17 protein-coding genes are annotated in these 18,831 nt (G+C 60.1%); 7 read left to right on the forward strand and 10 right to left on the reverse strand.

Annotated features, from left to right (window positions below; all coding sequences use genetic code 11):
- Nucleotides 1-44: 44 nt before the first annotated feature.
- The 3 genes from A3A5_RS0119750 to A3A5_RS0119760 are packed head-to-tail and all read right to left on the reverse strand — an operon-like array spanning nucleotide 45 to nucleotide 1,983.
- Nucleotides 45-551 carry a TPM domain-containing protein gene (locus tag A3A5_RS0119750; protein WP_018312258.1) on the reverse strand — a complete coding sequence of 169 codons (507 nt, stop codon included), beginning with the start codon at nucleotides 549-551 and terminating at the stop codon, nucleotides 45-47.
- The gene (locus tag A3A5_RS0119755) at nucleotides 545-1,396 is read right to left on the reverse strand and encodes a YgcG family protein (protein WP_026200931.1); all 852 of its coding nucleotides are present in this window, start codon (nucleotides 1,394-1,396) and stop codon (nucleotides 545-547) included. The genes A3A5_RS0119750 and A3A5_RS0119755 overlap by 7 nt, the downstream gene beginning before the upstream one ends.
- Nucleotides 1,393-1,983, reverse strand: coding sequence for a LemA family protein (locus A3A5_RS0119760; protein WP_198293161.1), 591 nt, complete (start codon nucleotides 1,981-1,983; stop codon nucleotides 1,393-1,395). Before A3A5_RS0119760 ends, A3A5_RS0119755 begins: the two co-directional genes overlap by 4 nt.
- A gap of 835 nt (nucleotides 1,984-2,818) precedes the next feature.
- On the opposite strand from A3A5_RS0119760, the gene A3A5_RS0119765 reads away from it, so the two are divergent.
- From A3A5_RS0119765 to ppk2, 6 genes are all read left to right on the forward strand, one after another.
- Entirely contained in the window at nucleotides 2,819-3,034 is a 216-nt protein-coding gene (locus A3A5_RS0119765; protein WP_018312261.1) for a hypothetical protein, read from the forward strand.
- Nucleotides 3,035-3,251: 217 nt separating this feature from the next.
- A complete protein-coding gene (locus A3A5_RS0119770) occupies nucleotides 3,252-3,518 on the forward strand; it encodes a DUF2933 domain-containing protein (protein ID WP_018312262.1) in 267 nt (88 codons plus the stop codon).
- Nucleotides 3,518-4,183 (forward strand): isoprenylcysteine carboxylmethyltransferase family protein, encoded by a 666-nt coding sequence (locus tag A3A5_RS0119775; protein ID WP_018312263.1) that lies wholly within the window; start codon nucleotides 3,518-3,520, stop codon nucleotides 4,181-4,183. The genes A3A5_RS0119770 and A3A5_RS0119775 overlap by 1 nt, the downstream gene beginning before the upstream one ends.
- 37 nt (nucleotides 4,184-4,220) lie before the next feature.
- The gene (locus A3A5_RS0119780; RefSeq protein WP_018312264.1) at nucleotides 4,221-4,487 is read left to right on the forward strand and encodes a DUF5676 family membrane protein; all 267 of its coding nucleotides are present in this window, start codon (nucleotides 4,221-4,223) and stop codon (nucleotides 4,485-4,487) included.
- A 180-nt stretch (nucleotides 4,488-4,667) separates the two neighbouring features.
- The gene (gene ftsH / locus A3A5_RS0119785; RefSeq protein WP_018312265.1) at nucleotides 4,668-6,608 is read left to right on the forward strand and encodes an ATP-dependent zinc metalloprotease FtsH; all 1,941 of its coding nucleotides are present in this window, start codon (nucleotides 4,668-4,670) and stop codon (nucleotides 6,606-6,608) included.
- Complete coding sequence (ppk2, locus tag A3A5_RS0119790) at nucleotides 6,562-7,392, forward strand: polyphosphate kinase 2 (protein ID WP_051108546.1); 831 nt, start codon at nucleotides 6,562-6,564, stop codon at nucleotides 7,390-7,392. The genes ftsH and ppk2 overlap by 47 nt, the downstream gene beginning before the upstream one ends.
- Nucleotides 7,393-7,576: 184 nt before the next feature.
- On the opposite strand, the gene A3A5_RS0119795 is transcribed toward ppk2, so the two are convergent.
- From A3A5_RS0119795 to glmU, 7 genes are all read right to left on the reverse strand, one after another.
- Nucleotides 7,577-9,913, reverse strand: a complete 2,337-nt coding sequence (locus tag A3A5_RS0119795) for a heavy metal translocating P-type ATPase (protein WP_255343525.1) — start codon at nucleotides 9,911-9,913, stop codon at nucleotides 7,577-7,579.
- Nucleotides 9,914-10,135: 222 nt separating this feature from the next.
- The gene (locus A3A5_RS0119800; protein ID WP_018312268.1) at nucleotides 10,136-10,633 is read right to left on the reverse strand and encodes a plastocyanin/azurin family copper-binding protein; all 498 of its coding nucleotides are present in this window, start codon (nucleotides 10,631-10,633) and stop codon (nucleotides 10,136-10,138) included.
- Between the two features lie 167 nt (nucleotides 10,634-10,800).
- On the reverse strand, nucleotides 10,801-11,298 hold the full coding sequence (locus tag A3A5_RS43475) for a hypothetical protein (protein ID WP_026200933.1): 498 nt from the start codon (nucleotides 11,296-11,298) through the stop codon (nucleotides 10,801-10,803).
- 271 nt (nucleotides 11,299-11,569) lie between these two features.
- The gene (locus tag A3A5_RS0119810; RefSeq protein WP_018312270.1) at nucleotides 11,570-12,757 is read right to left on the reverse strand and encodes an MFS transporter; all 1,188 of its coding nucleotides are present in this window, start codon (nucleotides 12,755-12,757) and stop codon (nucleotides 11,570-11,572) included.
- Nucleotides 12,758-13,171: 414 nt separating this feature from the next.
- Nucleotides 13,172-13,951, reverse strand: coding sequence for an FTR1 family protein (locus A3A5_RS0119815; RefSeq protein WP_018312271.1), 780 nt, complete (start codon nucleotides 13,949-13,951; stop codon nucleotides 13,172-13,174).
- Nucleotides 13,952-14,340: 389 nt separating this feature from the next.
- A complete protein-coding gene (gene glmS / locus A3A5_RS0119820; RefSeq protein WP_018312272.1) occupies nucleotides 14,341-16,179 on the reverse strand; it encodes a glutamine--fructose-6-phosphate transaminase (isomerizing) in 1,839 nt (612 codons plus the stop codon).
- Nucleotides 16,180-16,293: 114 nt separating this feature from the next.
- On the reverse strand, nucleotides 16,294-17,658 hold the full coding sequence (gene glmU / locus A3A5_RS0119825; protein WP_026200935.1) for a bifunctional UDP-N-acetylglucosamine diphosphorylase/glucosamine-1-phosphate N-acetyltransferase GlmU: 1,365 nt from the start codon (nucleotides 17,656-17,658) through the stop codon (nucleotides 16,294-16,296).
- Between the two features lie 290 nt (nucleotides 17,659-17,948).
- Here glmU and A3A5_RS39020 point away from each other — a divergent pair, with 290 nt between their 5' ends.
- Nucleotides 17,949-18,785, forward strand: coding sequence for a DUF6279 family lipoprotein (locus A3A5_RS39020; RefSeq protein WP_018312274.1), 837 nt, complete (start codon nucleotides 17,949-17,951; stop codon nucleotides 18,783-18,785).
- Nucleotides 18,786-18,831 lie beyond the last annotated feature (46 nt).

The raw sequence follows: 18,831 nt of genomic DNA on the forward strand, positions 1-18,831 counted from the left end.
TGAGAGCTCCGCCTACACTACGCGCCCGATGGAAAATTGCCAACTCACAGAATCACTGGCTTGTCGCGCAGCTCATTCTCGCCGCTCTCGCGCGCAGGAAAATGCCTCTCCAGATGTTGGCCAATGGCCTGTATGCCTGCGATGACACCGCGTTGATATTCCGAGCGGCGGAAGGCCACCTCCATCTCTCGGCAAATGGCATCCCATTCGTCCTGCGGGACCCGCGCATGGATGCCACGGTCAGCAACAATTTCAACATCGCGGTCCGCCAACAGCAGATAAATCAAGACGCCATTGTTGTGTTCGGTATCCCATACGTGCAGCTGAGAAAAGACCTCGATTGCACGCTCCCGCGCTGAGAGGCCCCTGACCAGCGCGGCAAAGCTCAGCGCACCCTCCACAGCGAATCGAAGCTGACCAATATGCGTAGCCTCGCTGCCTGCAATGGCTTGCTCGATTGCGAGCAATGTTTTGCGCGGGAAAGTCCGCCTGACTTGCCAGTGCGTCATGAGCAGATGCTTCGCATTGCGTTTGATATTTGCCATCACCATCTGCCCGAGGCCCCTCCGCCGCCGAAGCCGCCACCGCCGCCGCCGAACCCACCGCGACCGGACCCGCCTCCGAAGCCTCCCGACCGGCCGCCGGTTCCGAGCCAGCCCATATGTGAGCCGCCGAACAGCGTAAAGAAGAGCGCGATGGCGCCGGCGAGAAGCCCCACTGCGATGGCGCCAGATATCAGCCAGCCGATAACTCCGACGGCGCCGCCGGCAGCCACAGCACCTGGGCCCCTACCCAGGAAGGAACGCAGCAGCCCACCCAACACCACCGTGAGCACCAGGATGAGCGGCATGAACTGCCGAACCGGGTCAGACCCTCCGCCACGCGCTCGCTTTGGTGGCGGCAACTGCTCGCCATTGATAACAGCCATGATGCGCTCAACGCCGGCTGTCACTCCGCCATAAAAGTCGCCCTGCTTGAATCGGGGAGTGATGTCCTCGCTGATGATGCGCTTGCTCATGGCATCGGTGAGGACGCCTTCGAGACCATAGCCGACCTCGATACGCATCGTTCGGTCGTCCTTCGCGATGATGAGCAGTGCGCCGTCATCCGCGCCTTTGCGCCCAAGTTTCCATTTCTCGACCACGCGGATGGAGTATTGTTCGATGGCTTCTGGTTGCGTGGTGGGAACCATAAGAACCGCGACCTGACTTCCTTTTTCGTCTTCGAATGCCTGCAGCCTCTGCTCCAGTGCCGCCTGTTGCTCAGTGGTGAGCGTGCCGGTCAGGTCGGTTACGCGCGCTGTCAGCGAAGGAACTGCGACGTCGGCGGCAGCGCCCAGAGACACAAAGGTTAGAAGGGCAAGAATCAAGCATTTTGTGGCCGAAATCGATTTCACTTTGCACCCCCAGGGACGCTGGCCGGAGTGGCGCCGAATTCAACTTGCGGTGGCTTGGCAATAGTCGATTCGCTAGCGACTGTGAAGTTGGGCTTCTCCTTGTAACCAAAGGTCATTGCGGTCAGGTTTGTGGGGAACGACCGCACAGTTACGTTGTAGGCCTGCACCGATTGGATATACCGATTTCTCGCGACAGCTATCCGATTTTCTGTGCCCTCGAGTTGGGACTGCAAATCCCTGAACCCCGCATCTGCCTTCAGCTGTGGGTAGTTCTCCGAGACAGCCAAAAGCCTCGACAACGTCCCGGATAGCTGTTGCTGCGCCGCCTGAAATTGGGCGAAAGCCTGCGGGTTGTTGAGCGTCTCCGGCGTGACCTGCAACGCCCCAACGCGCGCACGAGCCTGCGTCACCTGCGTCAGAACTTCCCGCTCATGGCTTGCGTACCCTTTCACCGTGTTGACCAGATTTGGCACCAAGTCAGCGCGACGCTGGAACTGGTTCACCACCTCGGACCAGCTGGCTTTGACCTGCTCGTCTTGCGATTGAATCGTGTTGTATCCACACCCCGTCAGACTTATCGCGAGCATTGCCACAAGTGCCACCCACAACTTCTGCACGACACACCTCCATGCTTTCGCAAACGCCGGCTAAATGAGCCTAATAATGCACCAGAGAGAGCGCCGCCAATAGATGGCACTGTCAAAAATCGAGTCTTCAGCATTTATGCTAGGTTGCGCGGAAGGCCGTTTGCTTGATTTGCCTCAACGGATGTCGATGGCTGCAAGTTGCGGCTGGTCGTCGCTGAAAGTGGGCTCTCGCTCACCCACATTGGTCAAGGAACTGGCTACTGGAGCGGTGCCTGTGTTCTAGGGCTCAATCGCCAGCCGACCTTATCTGCGCGTAGCCCTTGCACCGCTGCAAGTGCTCTACCGGACGTTCCGAACCCTGTTGCCTGGCACCGCGGCACGCCTGCTGTTCGCGTTTCTTGACTAGCATCAATAGCCAAATCCTGTAGAGGGCGAAACTAATAGAGGAAATCCTGCCTTGCAGCTCCGCCACTCGCCCCCAGGAGGATGGCATGTCGACCAGGTCCGCTACCCCATTCGGGGGGAAATATGGTGTTGTTGGTGGACAGACGCCCCAAGCGGCCGGCCACGACGAACCCACGCGCCAGCAGCGAGTGCGAGACCCGGTCTGCGGCATGGAGATTTCCCCCGGGGAAGCCAACGCCAGTGCAGAGGTCGACCAGCGGCACTATCTGTTCTGTTCAAGTCACTGCGAGCAGACCTTCTTCACCAATTCCACTCAATCCGTTCCTCGTCCAATTGGCACACATCTTCGCGCCAGCGGCCATGGGCTGTCCTCACTGAGTGGGCTGAAAGGTCTACGACTTGCCTCTCTGGTTACCCGGCCGGAGGTGACATGAGACACGCAGTGGTTTGGATTTGCGCGGCCCTTGCGCTCGCAATTGCAATCGTCTACCGGTTTGGGCTGACGCCGCTCACCATATTGCTTGGCCTGCTCCTGCTCTTCTGCCCAGTCGTGGTGGTCTGGCTCAGCCTTCGCCTATCCAAGCAGTGTGAGCGCGATATTCGAAGCGCATTAGAGCGCGAACGCGAATACCGCAAAAACCATTGAAGAGGAGTCCGCGACATGAACTGGCTTTCGCAGAATCTCACATGGCTCCTGCTGAGCGGCGCGGCCCTAATCGCCCTGATAGCGTGGCAGCGATACATGAGTCGCCTCTTCGAGTCTGTGGGTTCACGAGCAGTATTTCAGCAAGAACCCGAGCGATATGTACACCGCCATCATCGCCATCACCCTTCCATAGGGTTTCTCTCCCCAGGAGGAAAGTATGAACCACGACCACGACAATCATGAACGCCGGGAGGATGCACAACGAACGGTATCCAGGTCCAAGGCCGTCATGATTGGCTTTCTCCTGGTGATTGCCTACTTCCTGTGGACTGAGCACCGGGCGCACGTCATTCAGTTCCTGCCGTTCCTCCTGCTGGCAGCCTGTCCGTTAATGCACATCTTTATGCATCATGGACATGGGCATGGTCATCGCCACAACGAAGGTGACCCCTCCAAGGACATGAATACCAAAGGAGAGCGATGATGCAACACGAAGCACAATCCGGCTACGGTCTGTGGTCGCTGGTGATTATCAACTCCGCCATCTTCATCATGTTCGCCTTCAGCTTCACAAAGCCAAAGACGACGCGGGACTGGCGGTCCTTCGGCGCCTTCTCGGCGTTCATCGTGGCACTCTTCACGGAGATGTACGGCGTCCCTCTGACTATCTATCTCCTGTTGCCGTGGCTCTCGGCGAAGTTCCCGGGTATCGACTTTCTCTCTCACGATGCCGGGCACCTTCCGGAGATGATTTTCGGTTGGCGCGGTAATCCGCATCTAGGGCCGTTTCACCTCGCCAGCGACATCCTGATTTTTGGCGGCTTCATCATGCTGTCTTCCGCCTGGCGCGTTCTGTATCTGGCCCAGCAGGCACACCGTCTGGCGACAACCGGGCTCTATGCCCGCATGAGGCATCCACAGTATGTTGCCTTCATCGTGATTATGTTCGGCTTCTTGCTGCAATGGCCGACGATACTCACCCTGGTGATGTTCCCCATCCTGGTCTGGATGTACGTGCGGCTTGCCAAGGCGGAAGAGCAAGACGCGCTGGCGGAGTTCGGTCAGGTGTATGAGGACTATCGCAGCAGGACACCCGCGTTCATCCCCAACTTCGGTGGTGGTGATGTTCCTCGGACTCGTCCCCATTGAGTTGAAACGTAATCTTCCCCCGCATGCGGAGGCTACTATGAAGCCCTTCAAGACTGGCATGACGCTGTCGGCCACCATCGTTTTCTTCTACGCCTTGTGTACTTTGGTCTGGCTGGCACTCCCTGAGTCCTTCATGAATTTCATGAACGCGCTCTTTCACGGACTCGACTTCCGACGGCTTCAGACTGGCCAACCGTTTTCCTGGTGGTCCGTTACCTATCCGGCTTTCATATTCGCAGTCTGGTTCTTCGCTGCCGGCGCATTCTTCGCATGGCTCCATAACATGCTGGGAAAAAAAGACTGACGCCGAATAAAAGCGGCCTGTCTGACAGAGGACTACGCACCACACGCTAATGTCACTCGCTGTAGTCAGGCCATCCATTTCAGACCTAAACCAAAACCGGCCGCACCTTAGGAGCGGCAGCCGACTGCAAATAGCGGCGGCTGTCGATTTGCTTGGTTGCCGACAAGATTAAAGGCCCCCATGGAACCGCGCCAACAGCAGTTTTCCCTCTGGTATGTGCTCCTCGCAGTTTCGGCGATGCTCATCCTTCAGAGCGTCCTCTTCTCGTCTCACGTCGAAACGCTCCCATACAGTGACTTCAAGGTCCTGCTCAAGTCTGGCAAGCTCAAAGACATCACGCTTGGAGAGGGAGCCATCACCGGCACGCTCAACACCGATGGCATTGAGAATTTACTTCCCAAGCAGAAGGTCGAAGAGATGTTGCGCGAGGGCAAGGGGGACCACCCGTTCTCCACGCTCCGGGTCAATGACCCCAATCTGGTCCAGGACCTCGAAGCTGCCAAGGTGCGCTTTGTTGGCCAGGCCGACAACAAGTGGATTGGCACCCTGCTGTCTTGGATTGTGCCTGCGTTGCTCTTCTTTGCCATCTGGAGTTTGCTCATCAAGCGGGTAGGCGGTGCCGCTGGCGGGATGATGGAGATTGGCAAGAGCAAGGCAAAGGTCTACATGCAGAAAGAGACCGGCGTGACGCTTGCCGACGTCGCCGGCATCGACGAGGCCAAGGAGGAACTCGCCGAAATCGTCAACTTCCTGAAGGACCCCCAGCGCTACCGGCGCCTTGGCGGCAAGATTCCCAAGGGCGTATTGCTCCTCGGGGCGCCGGGTACTGGCAAGACGCTGCTCGCGAAGGCCGTGGCCGGGGAAGCCGGGGTACCGTTCTTCAGCATGAGCGGCTCAGAATTCGTTGAGATGTTCGTTGGCGTGGGGGCTGCACGCGTGCGCGACCTGTTCAATCAGGCGGAGACCAAGGCGCCCTGCATCATCTTCATCGATGAGCTCGACGCACTTGGCAAGACACGTGCGCTCAATGCTGTATCCGGCAACGACGAGCGCGAACAGACCCTGAATCAGTTGTTGGTCGAGATGGACGGCTTTGATACCAACAAGGGCGTCATCATCATGGCCGCCACCAACCGGCCGGAAATCTTGGACCCTGCATTGTTACGCCCCGGCCGGTTTGACCGCCATGTCGCGCTGGACCGACCCGACCTGAAGGGGCGCGAACAGATTCTCAAGGTCCACGTGAAGAATGTCACCCTGGCGCCCACCGTGGAACTTACAAAGTTGGCGGCGCGCACACCTGGATTTGCCGGAGCCGACCTCGCCAACCTTGTCAATGAGGCCGCACTGCTGGCAGCACGCAAAGGCAAGGATGCGGTGGAGATGGCCGATTTCGATGAGGCGCTGGACCGCATCATTGGCGGCCTGGAAAAGAAGAACCGGGTGATGAATCCGCAGGAGAAGGAAACCATCGCCTACCACGAAGCTGGCCACGCCATCGTGGCGGAGCTTCGTCCACGAGCTGACCGCGTGTCGAAGGTCTCCATCATTCCGCGTGGTGTGGCCGCGCTCGGCTATACGCAGCAGACGCCCGCAGAGGACCGCTATCTGCTAAAGCAGAGTGAACTGCTTGACCGGCTCGATGTACTGCTCGGAGGACGAATGGCCGAGCAAATCATCTTCGGTGATGTCTCCACCGGCGCCCAGAACGACCTCCAACGCGCGACTGACATGGCTCGCCAGATGATTACCCGGTTCGGCATGAGCGAGCAGCTTGGTCTTGCCACCTACGAGGACATGCCGAACCCCCTCTTTAACGGACCGGGACTAATGCCTAGGGAACGCAAGGACTACAGCGAGAGCACGGCACAGATGATTGATGCTGAAGTCAGAAAGCTCCTGGCCGAAGCGAGTGACCGGGTAAGGCAGACATTGCTGGCAAATCGACACAAGCTGGACGCACTGGCAAAGCTACTTCTCGAACAGGAAGTCGTAGACCGGTCCGCCCTGGACTTACTGCTCTCCGACAAAGTTACAGCGCTCACACCCGGGAAGTCCACCTCAGACACTGCTGATGTGTCGGATTCCAGGAAGCGAAATCGTGAAAGCGAAGGCAAGTAGCCAAGACTCCCCGCCTGAGAAGAGTGCCCTTTCCCATGCGGAGTATGAGGAAAATCTGCGCTTACTTCAAATCGAACTCGTTAAGCTGCAGAAGCACTTCATCAACTGCGACGACAGGATTCTGGTGATTTTTGAGGGCAGAGATGCTTCCGGCAAGGACGGAACCATCAAGCGCATCGTTGAGCATCTCAGTCCCCGTGAGACTCGAGTGGTCGCACTCGGTAAGCCCTCTGACCGCGACCGAGGCTCTTGGTACTTCCGGCGCTATGCTGCCGAGCTGCCTGCCGCAGGCGAATTTACGCTCTTCAATCGCAGTTGGTACAACCGTGCAGGCGTCGAGCACGTGATGGGATTCTGCACCGATGCCGAGCTTGAGGAGTTCATGTCGAGCGTCCCGGAGTTCGAAGGGATGCTGGTGCGTTCTGGCATTCGACTCATCAAGTACTACCTGGACATCACCAAAGCCGAACAAAAGAGGCGTATCGAAGACCGCCGGCGTGACCCACTAAAGCAGTGGAAAGTCAGCCCCATCGACGAGCAAGCCGTAGAGCTATGGAAGAAGTACAGCAAGGCTCGAAACGAGATGTTTGCTCGCACGAGTGCTGTTGTGCCGTGGAACGTCGTGCGGGGCGATGATAAGCGTGTGGCACGCCTCAGCGTCATCAAGGATTTGCTGTCACGTCTGCACTATGCGGACAAGGACACGGAGCTGATACGCCAGAATCCGGAAATCGTGTTTCCCTATGCAGAGGAGCATCTGCAGAGCGGAGCCATTGCGAAGTGAAGCTGGAGTCATGAGCCCGTGAATATGGGCATCCTTGGGCAGAGTGCCTAGGTCTGACGCAGGATTCGATAACAAGCAGCGGCGCCGAGGTGGCGGAGGGACCGTTCTACTGGGTAGCTGCCCACGGGCGGCCGCTACCTCCTTCTGTTATCTAGTGGTGGAGAACGCGCCGCGCCCCTGCGCATCAAATCGTGGCCTTGCGGAGGCGCAGTGCGTTCGAAACCACCGACGCAGAACTGAGGCTCATCGCCAGTGCAGCAATCATGGGCGACAGCAACATGCCGGTAGAAGCGTATAGCACTCCTGCGGCCAGTGGAACGCCCAACGCGTTGTAGACGAAGGCAAAGCCAAGGTTCTGCTTCATATTCCGAATCGTTGCCTTGGACAACTGCCGCGCCCGGACAATGCCGCGCAGGTCCCCTTTGACGAGCGTCACCTGAGCGCTGTTCATCGCAACGTCTGTGCCGGTTCCCATCGCGATGCCGACATCAGCCTTTGCAAGCGCGGGGGCGTCGTTGATGCCGTCGCCGGCCATCGCGACGACCCTACCCTCCTGTTGGAGCTTCGACACGAGAGCGAGCTTATCGGCCGGCTTTACCTCGCCGTGGAATTCATCGATGCCGAGCTTTGCAGCGACGGCCTTCGCCGTCACGATGCCGTCGCCTGTAGCCATTACAACGCGGATGCCTTCGTCCTTGAGCTTGGCAACCGCTTCCGGCGTAGTCGCCTTCACTGGGTCTGATACCGCAAGAATCCCTGCGAGTTTTCCGTCGACGGCCAGATACATCACGCTAGCGCCCCCAGCGCGTAACGCGTCACCATCGCTGGCCAGAGAGGCCGTCGCAATCCCCTCTGCCTGCATCAATGCCGTGTTGCCAAGGGCGAGTTTCCTGCCTCCAACATGGCCTCGCACCCCAATGCCGCTTCCCGATTCGAACTTCTCAGCCTTCTCAAGTGCGAGGTTCCGCTGGCGAGCTGCCTCGACGATGGTTGCCGCAAGAGGATGCTCGCTGCCTTGGTCCAGGCTTGCCGCCAACCGTAGCACTTCCTCTTCCGTGAAACCGTTTGTACCGATACTGCGCTCGAACGCGGGCCGCCCCTCGGTAAGGGTGCCAGTCTTGTCAACAATCAGCGTATCCACTTTCCGCAGATTCTCAATGGCTGCAGCGTCACGGAACAGGACACCGTTCGATGCACCTTTGCCACTCGCCACCATGATGGACATTGGTGTGGCAAGTCCGAGAGCACACGGACAAGCAATGATGAGAACCGCGACCGCGTTGATAAGGCCATACACCCAGCTCGGCTCTGGACCGAAGAGACCCCAGGCGAAGAAGGTAATCAGTGCGATACCAACCACTCCCAGAACAAAGACCCCCGCCACTTTGTCGGCCATCCTCTGCATTGGGGCCTTGGAGCGCTGCGCCTGGGCCACCATCTGAACGATTTGCGACAGCACAGTCTGAGAACCGACTTTCTCAGATTTGATAACCAAACTCCCCGAGGTGTTCATCGTTGCGCCGATAACGCGGTCGCCAACACGCTTGGAAACAGGAATCGGCTCGCCTGTAATCATCGACTCATCGAGCGAGCTCGACCCTTCGGTCACGACACCATCAACCGGCACCTTCTCGCCAGGCCGGACCCGCAGCACGTCGCCGACATGAACGTGGGTCAGTGGAACATCTTCCTCACTGCCGTCCTGGTTGATACGTCGGGCCGTCTTCGGTGCCAGGCCGAGCAGCGACTTGATAGCAGCTGACGTTTGGGAGCGCGCCTTCAATTCCAGCAACTGTCCGACAAGCGTCAAGGAGATGATGACCGCCGCAGCCTCGAAGTACACCCCGATTCGTCCGTGGGCTGCGAACGCTGCTGGAAAGACATCAGGCGCAATGGTTGCAATCACGCTGTAGAGATACGCAGCGCCCGTGCCCAGTCCAATCAGCGTCCACATGTTGGGGCTGCGGTTGATGAATGACTGCACGCAGCGCTGGAAAAAGGGCAGGCCAGCCCAGAGGACAACGGGCGTGGCGAGAACCAATTCCAGCCAACTCTGGGTAGACGCCTCCATCCAACCAAGACGATGCCCGAACATGGCCAAAATGAACACCACAGCCGTCAGCGGCAGCGTCCACCAGAAGCGATGGCGGAAGTCGACGAGCTCCGGATTCTCTTCCTCGTCCAACCCCGGAATGACAGGCTCCAGAGCCATGCCGCACTTTGGACAATTGCCCGGGTGGTCCTGGCGAATTTCCGGGTGCATCGGGCACGTATAGATGGTCCCTTCGGGGGCTGCTGCCGCCGAAACCACGGTTTCGGGCGTGATGTACTTCAGGGGGTCAGCTTGAAATTTGCTCTGGCATGACTGACTGCAGAAGAAGTACTGGACCCCATCGTGCTCACTATGGAATTGCGAAGCTGCCGTGACGGACATGCCGCAAACCGGGTCCTTCAGTTGCGTCGCGCCGGCGGGAACCACATGGCCATGATTATGCGGGTACCGGAGGTGCCTTTCAGGCATAGAAGCGTTCGGAATCCCGTGCTGATGATGAGAACATTGGTCACCCTCCTCACCCAAAGAATGCCCACCGCCCGCATGATGGTTAGAATCCGCACTGCTAATGCGTTGGCCGCCCATCTTCGATGCTCCAATTTGTTCGTCGCAACGTGCACACACTTTTCCACGCTTCGCCTTCGCAGCTTGCCCACTGGCCGGGCCCGCGCGGCGGAGCAGCTCGCAGATTTACTTAACTGTTACAGAACCCTTCATTCCTGCCTCATAGTGACCCGGCTGAAGGCAGCCAAAAGGCACGGTACCGAACTTTGTGAATTGCCAAATGATTTCCCCAAACTTGCCACCGTCGAGCGCGACGGCGTTGGGGCCGGCATGCACCGTTGTTGGCATCTTCATCATCGCGTGATAGCGCTCCTTCAGCTCGCCTTCTGTCCCAAGTACCATTTCGTGCTTCAGCTTGCCGGAGTTATTCACAATGAAGCGAACGGTCTCCCCCCGCTTCACCGTTATCTGGGCGGGGGTGAAGCGCATGTCGTCAGTCATTTCCACATTGACGGTCCGACTGACTTTATTTGGGTGGCCCGGCTTCCCAATGGCTGCCACACCTCCACCACCGTGCCCATGGCTATGCCACCAGTCCGGCTCGTTGCTGCCTGCCACCGCAATACCCAATACCATCGTAGCGGCAATAAAGCCAGTCAGTTTGGGCTCTATCAAGAGCTTCATTGAATGTTCCTTGACTTGTGCATGGCTTTAAAAATGCACCGTCAGCGATGCCTGGTGGGCGTATCACGAAGCTCTATATAGCGTGCCACCTGCGAGGCACGATAGCAGCACGAGCTCATGCTGTGAGTGGCCATAATGAGAAGGCCGCCATCACTGCGGACTGGTCACTATTGGTTCATCATGTTGCCACCAGTCATCCCCATACGGTCCACCATCATCTGCATCATCTCCTGCATCAGTTCCATGTGTTGAACCATCATGCCCCCGTGCATTCCCATATGCTCGGACATGTCTCCTTGGCCCATACCCATCTGCATACCACCTTGACCATGCATTGAATGCATGTCCCGCATCACGGTCATGCTCTCTTGCATGACTTTGGTCTGCTCTGCCATCAGAGCCTGGCGCTCTTGGGGTGTCTTGGCTCTCGACAGTCGTTCATGCAGGGCGCGCATATGTGCAATCTGGGCGTCTACGGCTGCACTCCTTTGCGCGCTTTGTGGGTTTTGGTTTTTCTGTGGTTTTTGCGGGGTTGCGGCGGGTGCCTGACCGTGGCTGTGGTCGTGTTCCGGACCACCTTGCTGTGGGCTTGCTGAAAACGCTAGCGGCGTGCAAGTAAGCGCGGAAAATGCGATGACAATAGGGGCCAGCCGATTCTTGTGCATGATGTCGTCCCTTCGCTGAGTGTTCAGGATGCGCAATAGCGCACTATCTAGTCTAGGCGCCATAAGCGCAAAGCGACTTGATAAGCATCACATTCTGCTATCTCACCCAGCAAAGACTCGACTCAACATCCGTGCGGTCGCCGATTACGCCAGTCCGGCTGGCCCTCGAGATATGCGCCGTGGCACGCGGCACATTGGCTCGTAAACAACTTTCCCTCCGCTGTGGTCCGCCGCTGGTTTTTCTTGGCTCGCAGTGATGGAGGCCCCCTTCCTACCTCACACGTTGCCGTATGGACCAGACCAGCACAATAGTCGCGATGCAGAAAAGAGCCCCTCCGTAGAACGTGAAGGCGGCTCCCAACCTGTCCCACAGCCAGCCGGCCAATGCGCTCGCAATCAGCAGCGCCATACCGCTGGCCAGATTGAACACGCCGAAGGCCGTACCTCTGAGGTCAACTGGCGCAGTATCGGCAACCATAGTCGCAAGTAGACCCTGTGTCATTCCCATGTGCAGTCCCCAGAGGGCTACCCCGAGAAGCGTAACCGTCCAGTGCGTGCCAATTGCAAGTACGACATCGGCAGCAATCAGCACAATCAGCCCCAACGCCAGGAGCTTCACATGGCTGTATTCATCCGCCAGTTTCCCGAATGGATAGGCTGCGACGGCGTACACCACGTTCATCGCGACCAGAACCAGCGGAGCTAAGAAAAGGGGAAGGCCCGCTTGCCGAGCCCGCAACACCAGGAATGCTTCGCTGAACCGTGCCAACGTGAACACCGCCCCGACGGCAACCACACTCCAGTAGGCCAGACTCAACCGCGCGAGATTCTCCCGTCGCATTGGGTTCATCCGCTTTGCGGATTCATGCAACTCTGGCTCTTGCACCCCGAACAAGAGCAACACAACTGACAGAATAGCCGGGAAGACCGCAACCCAAAAGACGGCCCGGAAATCGTCCGCCCAGAGGTACATCAGGCCGATTGCAATGAGGGGCCCCAAGAACGCGCCCACTGTGTCCAGCGACTGCCGAAGTCCAAAGGCGGCACCGCGAAGATGAGGTGGAGCAATATCGGCAACCAGCGCATCACGCGGTGCACCACGAATGCCCTTGCCGATGCGGTCAGCAACGCGCGCTCCAAGTACGGTGCCGACGCCGGTGGCCGTTGCAAAGAGTGGTTTCGACAATGCAGCCAGCGCATAGCCAACCACGGCCAGCCCCTTACGCTTCCCAAGATAATCACTCAGGACGCCGGAAAAGACCTTCACAATCAGAGCGGTTGCTTCGGCTACACCTTCTATCAACCCAACCGCCAGTGCGCTGGCGCCCAACGTGGTGACCATGAAGACAGGCAGCAGGCTATGGATGATTTCCGAAGACACATCCATCAGCAAACTCACGAAGCCCAGCATCCAAATGCTGGTGGGAAGCTTGCGCAGCGCGCTGGTGAGAGCAGCCATTGCCACGGGTCTTTTCATTGTTGATGCCCGCTTACGCTCGGCATCAGTTCTTCATTAGGCCTTCAGTGGGCGCAATATCACGCCGATGGTCCATTGCACCATCACGATGGCAGCCGAAGTCCTTCGCCTTTGAAATAGTAGATGCCGTCAGCGCTCGACACCAACGCAGCTACGAGCCGTCGGCAGAATTTCTGCGGCACTGCTTGTGCGACAGGAAGGATACGAAGTAGGCCAACGCCACGCAGGAACACTGGGGCGAAGGCTGCAGTGCGGTAGGGCTTCCTCCACCCTGAAGATTCAGCCACCACGTGGCCGGCATCTGTGAAGTGCGCGGCAAGCCATATCAGCCGCGGGCTGAGCCGCGCGACTTGCGCACGACAAGTGATTTTGCCTCCTTAAAGGCGTAACGCAGGCTCAAGCCTTTTCGGCAGGCGCTGGCTCTTTCCGACCGTTAAACCTTGCGAAGACGAGAAATGCAAGGGGCGCCAGTACGAGGCCATAGCTAAGCCATGAGCCGTACACACCCTCTGGGCCGAAAGGCTCAGTCATTTCATGCCAGGATTCGTTGTTAACGAACGGTAGCGCACCAGCTTCCGAAAACTCATGAACCGCATAAATGGCCAGCTGAATGGAGAACAACACCATAAATATGGCCGTGACCTGGAAGAACAGCGACAGGTTTACCCTCCGCCCATACTTGGTCCACGCCCACGCCAAAGCGCCGGCGCAAATCACGCCCAGCGCACCGCCAAGGGCCAGGTGACCGGTTGCTGCACCAGCCGCAAGGGAGGCAATCATTGTGGCTGCCTCGACGCCTTCTCTCCCAACCATCAGCAGCATGAAGGCAAACACGGCAAGCCAGGGCCCCGCCGTCTTCTTGTCGGGAACTCCGGCGAGCCGGCGGCGAATTTCGCCGGCTATTGCCTTGCCATGCCTAAGCATGTGCCAAGTGCAAGAAACCACCAGGATACCTGCCAGCAGTGCCAGCCAGGCTTCGGCAACGGGACTCATCCCACCCAGTCGGAACAGCGCTAGGCCGAGCACCGCAGAGAGAAGCAAGGCAGCGAAAATGCCGGCCCTCGCTGCGCTGACCAAGTGCTGATGCCCTGCTTTCTGAAGGAACGTGAGCGTCACGGCTGCGACGAGAAACGCCTCCACACCCTCCCGAAATGTCACCATGAGCATTGAGAACATCACATCCTCGCATATCAAATTATGCGAATACGAATCATAACTATTCTAGGACGTGTTTGCGAAAATGTCGGAAGGCGTTTATTCCCCTTGGAATTCCATCTCATTGGCGTCTCTGCGCTGAAGTCGAAGGATGTTCAAGGCCAAGAACGACCCTGTCGAGCTACGTCAAATTTACGCCTTATGATGCACCTATTTGGCAAAAAAATGGGCCAGCCAATGACGGCTGACCCCTGATTTTTGCCAACGCCAACTCAACTGGAACAGTTTCGATTAACGGCGCCTGACTGCGGTTTGCGAGGAAATTCTTGCCTTCGTTATGCCAACCTGCCGGCAGGAATTATGCGAATCTGTTTGTAGATTCCAAGCACCGCAGCGGGGCTGCCCGCGCCTTACTCCACCGTCACCGACTTCGCCAGGTTACGCGGCTTGTCCACGTCGGTGCCGCGTGCGCAGGCCGTGTGGTACGCCAGCAGCTGCAGCGGCACCACATGCAGGATCGGCGAGAGATCACCGTAGTGCTCGGGCAGGCGGATCACCTGGATGCCGTCGGACGACTGGATCTGCGTGTCGCTGTCGGCAAACACGTACAGGCGGCCACCGCGTGCGCGCACTTCCTGGATATTGGACTTGAGCTTTTCCAGCAGTGCGTCATTAGGGGCGACGGTCACTACCGGCATGGCTTCGGTGACCAGCGCCAGCGGGCCGTGCTTGAGCTCGCCCGCCGGATAGGCTTCGGCGTGGATATACGAGATTTCCTTGAGCTTGAGCGCGCCTTCCAGGGCGATCGGGTAATGCAGGCCGCGGCCGAGGAACAGCGCGTTCTCGCGGCGGGCGAAATCTTCCGACCAGGCGATGATCTGCGGCTCCAGCGCCAGCACGCCATGCAGCGCGGCGGGCAGGTGGCGCAGGTTGGTCAGGGCCTTGGCCTCGGCGTCTTCGGTCAGCAGGCCGCGCACCTTGGCCAGCGCCAGCGTCAGCATGTAGAGCGCGGCCAGCTGCGTGGTGAAGGCCTTGGTCGAGGCCACGCCGATCTCGGTGCCGGCGCGCGTCAGGAAGCGCAGCTCGGTCTCGCGCACCATGGCGCTGGTGGCCACATTGCAGACCGCCAGCGTGTGCACGTGGCCAAGCGCGCGCGCATGACGCAGCGCGGCCATGGTGTCGGCGGTCTCGCCGGACTGCGAGATCACCACCACCAGCGCGCGCGGGTTAGGCACGGTGTCGCGGTAGCGGTATTCGCTGGCGACCTCGACCTGGGTCGGGATCCTGGCAATGCTTTCGAGCCAGTACTTGGCGGTGCAGCCGGAGTAATAGCTGGTGCCGCAGGCCAGGATCAGCACACTGTCGATGCCGGCAAAGACCTCGGCCGCGTTGTTGCCGAACAGTTCCGGCGAGAGGCTTTCCACGCCTTCCAGCGTGTCGCCCAGCGCGCGCGGCTGTTCGAAGATTTCCTTCTGCATGAAGTGGCGGTACGGGCCCAGGTCCACTGACGCGGCATGGGCTTCCACCAGGCGCGCTTCGCGCTCGACCGGGTGGTCGTTCACGTCGTGGATGATCACGCCGTCCAGCGCGATCTCGACCACATCGCCCTCTTCCAGGTAGATGATGCGGTTGGCGGTGCCGGCCACGGCGAGCGCGTCGGAGGCCAGGAAGGCCTCGTTCTCGCCCAGCGCCACCACCAGCGGCGAACCGGCGCGCGCGCCGACCACGCGGCCCGGCTGGTCCTTGGCGAACACGGCGATGGCGTAGGCGCCGTGCAGGCGCTTGGTTACCGCGCGCACCGAGGCGAACAGGTCGCCGCGCGTGGCACTGCTCGGATAGGTGTAGGCCTGGTGGATCAGGTGGGCAACCACCTCGGTATCGGTCTGCGATTCAAAGCCGTAGCCGACCGCGCGCAGTTCTTCGCGCAACGGCTCGTAGTTCTCGATGATGCCGTTGTGCACCAGGGCGATGGTCTCGCCCGACAGGTGCGGGTGGGCGTTGACGGTATCGGGCTTGCCATGCGTGGCCCAGCGCGTATGCGCCACGCCAGTGAAGCCGGACAGGCCGGAAGCCTGCGTCTGCGCGTCCAGGTCGGCCACGCGCGACACGGTGCGCGCGCGCTCGACCGCATCGTCGCGCACGACGGCGACGCCGCACGAGTCATAGCCGCGATACTCCAGGCGGCGCAGGCCTTCGATCAGGACCGGAACGATATTGCGCGTGGAAACCGCGCCGACGATGCCACACATGCTGAACCCCCGTTTGCTGGCGCCTGCCCGTAGACCTCCGGCGCCGGTATGAATCCCGTGGCGCCGCCTCGCCGAGGCGGCGCGTGCCCTGGCCGCCTGGCGGCCACCTGACGCTTACTGCTTCGGCTGCTTGACCGGGCGTTGCCACGCCTGGATGGTCATCTGCTTGGCCCGCGACAGCGTCAGCTTGTCGGCGGGCGCCTCCTTGGTTAGCGTGGTGCCGGCGCCCAGCGTGGCGCCGCGGCGCACCGTCACCGGGGCCACCAGCTGGGTGTCGGAGCCGATAAAGACATCGTCCTCGATCACCGTGCGGTGCTTGTTCACCCCGTCATAGTTGCAGGTGATGGTACCCGCGCCAATATTGACGCGCGACCCCACCGTGGCATCGCCAACATAAGCCAGGTGGTTGGCCTTGCTGTGCGCGGCCACCTGGGCGTTCTTGACCTCGACAAAGTTGCCGATATGCACGTCCTCGCCCAGCTCGGTGCCGGGGCGCAGGCGCGCGTATGGCCCGATGCGCCCGGCGGGGCCGACCCTGGCCTCGTCGATATGGCAGAACGGATGCACCTGGGCGCCGGCGCCGACGGTGCTGTTGCGGATCACGCAATGGGCGCCGATGCGCACACCGTCTTCCAGGTGCACGCGTCCTTCAAAAACGCAGCCGACGTCGATGGTAACGTCGCGCCCGCAGCTCAGTTCGCCGCGCACGTCGATGCGGGCCGGATCCAGCAGCGTCACGCCGGCTTCCAGCAGGCGCCGGGCCTGGTTGCCCTGGTGGATGCGCTCGACCTCGGCCAGCTGCAGCTTGCTGTTGACGCCGAGCGTCTCCCAGATCGCCGCCGGCTGGGCCGAGACGGTCTCCACGCCATCGGCCACGGCGCGCTCGACCGTGTCGGTCAGGTAGTACTCGCCCTGGGCATTGTCGTTGCGCAGCGTCGACAGCCACTTGCGCAGGTGGCCGGTGGGGCACACGATAATGCCGGTGTTGATCTCGCGGATCGCCTTTTCGGCGTCGGTGGCGTCCTTCTGCTCGATGATGCGGACGATGCTGCCCGCGGCATCGCGCACTATGCGGCCGTAGCCGGTCGGGTCGGGCATTTCCACGGTCAGGACGCCAAAGCGCTGCGTGCCGGCTTCGGCCACAAGTGCCTGGAGCGTGGCAGCGCTGGTGAGCGGCACGTCACCGTAGAGAACCAACGTGGGCTGGCTGTCGTCCAACAAGGGAAGTGCCTGCATCACCGCATGGCCCGTACCAAGCTGCTGGGGCTGTTCGGCAATGGCGACATCGTCGGCGGCAACAGCCTCGCGCACGCGCTGGGCACCGTGGCCAACCACGACCACCAGCCGCGACGGCGACAGCGCACGTGCCGTGTCCAGGACATGCGCGAGCATAGGCCGCCCGGCTACCGGGTGCAGTACCTTGGGCAAATCGGAATACATCCGCTTGCCCATGCCCGCGGCGAGAATGACGATATTCACAAGGAGACCCCTAAGTGAGTGTGTCCAAAAATATTCTTGAAAACGCCAGCCGGGTGTTTGGCGGACTGCGCCGCCAGGCATGGCGAAAACCTGCGACCAGGCCTGCGCATAATCCCGCAAATCCTTGCCAGGACTTGGCTGGCAGCCATCTGGGGGGCCCGGTTGCGATGCGCGCTGATTTTAACATGGCGGTTTCTGCGCATCGGGCTGCCGTTTCTGAATTTCACAATTGGTGGGCCCGGCGGATTTTCGCGATTCTGGGCGCGGCGGCTTTGTGCGCCTGCAGCGCCATGAAGCTCGGATACCAGCAGGGTGACCACCTGGCGTACTGGTGGATCGACAACTACGTCGATGTCACCACGGCCCAGGAGCCGCTCACGCGCGAGGCCATCGCGCGCTTTTTTGCCTGGCATCGCAAGGCGCAGTTGCCGGAAATCGCCGCCTTGCTGCAGCAGGCCAAGACCGACGTGCGCCAACCGGTGACACCGGCCACGGTCGAGCACTTCCAGGACGCCTCGGAGCAACTGGCGCGCAAGTCGTTCGAACAAGCGATGCCCGACCTCGCCGACCTGTTGCTGACGCTGACGCCCGAGCAGATCGGCCGCATGGAAAAGAAATTTGCCGAGGGCAATGCCAAGTACCGCAAGAAATTCCTGAATCCAAATCCTGCCGAGCGCGAGCAAGCGCGCTATGACAAGGTGATGGACTACGCGCGGCTGGTCTATGGCAACTTCTCCAGCGATCAGGAAATGGCCATCCGGGCCAGGATGGGCCCGGTGGTGCAGAATACCGACGCGCGCTACGCCGAGCGCGTCGCCCGGCAGCAGGAATGGCTCAGGATGGTGCGCTACGTGCAGGCCACGCAGCCACCCAAGGCGCAGGTGATAGACCTGCTGCGCCGCTTCCGCGAATACTGGCAGAACCCGCCAGCCAAGCATGCCGCCAGCCACGAAGCCAACCTCAATGCGGGCATCGCGCTGACCGTGGCCATCGCCAACATGACCACGCCGCAGCAGAAGGCGCATGCGCAAGACCGGTTCCAGAAATGGATCGACGACACGCATGCGCTGATACGCGAGAAGGCGAACGCCCCGGTGCAGTCGGCGGCGACGAAGCGGGAAAATTGAAGAGCGGTTGTCTGCTCCCGCTCGCGCAAGCGGGAGCGGGAGCGGG

Source organism: Cupriavidus sp. UYPR2.512 (assembly GCF_000379565.1).
Classification (GTDB): Bacteria; Pseudomonadota; Gammaproteobacteria; order Burkholderiales; family Burkholderiaceae; genus Cupriavidus.

Coding starts and splice junctions, on each gene's coding strand:
- ftsH (WP_018312265.1), top strand. CDS start 4,668: ATGGAACCGCGCCAACAGCAGTTTTCCCTCTGGTATGTGCTCCTCGCA.
- A3A5_RS0119765 (WP_018312261.1), top strand. CDS start 2,819: ATGAGACACGCAGTGGTTTGGATTTGCGCGGCCCTTGCGCTCGCAATT.
- glmS (WP_018312272.1), bottom strand. CDS start 16,179: ATGTGTGGCATCGTCGGCGCGGTTTCCACGCGCAATATCGTTCCGGTC.
- A3A5_RS39020 (WP_018312274.1), top strand. CDS start 17,949: ATGAAGCTCGGATACCAGCAGGGTGACCACCTGGCGTACTGGTGGATC.
- A3A5_RS43475 (WP_026200933.1), bottom strand. CDS start 11,298: ATGCACAAGAATCGGCTGGCCCCTATTGTCATCGCATTTTCCGCGCTT.
- A3A5_RS0119775 (WP_018312263.1), top strand. CDS start 3,518: ATGCAACACGAAGCACAATCCGGCTACGGTCTGTGGTCGCTGGTGATT.
- A3A5_RS0119815 (WP_018312271.1), bottom strand. CDS start 13,951: ATGTTCTCAATGCTCATGGTGACATTTCGGGAGGGTGTGGAGGCGTTT.
- A3A5_RS0119795 (WP_255343525.1), bottom strand. CDS start 9,913: ATGCCTGAAAGGCACCTCCGGTACCCGCATAATCATGGCCATGTGGTT.
- A3A5_RS0119800 (WP_018312268.1), bottom strand. CDS start 10,633: ATGAAGCTCTTGATAGAGCCCAAACTGACTGGCTTTATTGCCGCTACG.
- A3A5_RS0119780 (WP_018312264.1), top strand. CDS start 4,221: ATGAAGCCCTTCAAGACTGGCATGACGCTGTCGGCCACCATCGTTTTC.
- A3A5_RS0119810 (WP_018312270.1), bottom strand. CDS start 12,757: ATGGCTGCTCTCACCAGCGCGCTGCGCAAGCTTCCCACCAGCATTTGG.
- A3A5_RS0119750 (WP_018312258.1), bottom strand. CDS start 551: ATGGTGATGGCAAATATCAAACGCAATGCGAAGCATCTGCTCATGACG.
- A3A5_RS0119770 (WP_018312262.1), top strand. CDS start 3,252: ATGAACCACGACCACGACAATCATGAACGCCGGGAGGATGCACAACGA.
- ppk2 (WP_051108546.1), top strand. CDS start 6,562: ATGTGTCGGATTCCAGGAAGCGAAATCGTGAAAGCGAAGGCAAGTAGC.
- A3A5_RS0119760 (WP_198293161.1), bottom strand. CDS start 1,983: ATGCTCGCGATAAGTCTGACGGGGTGTGGATACAACACGATTCAATCG.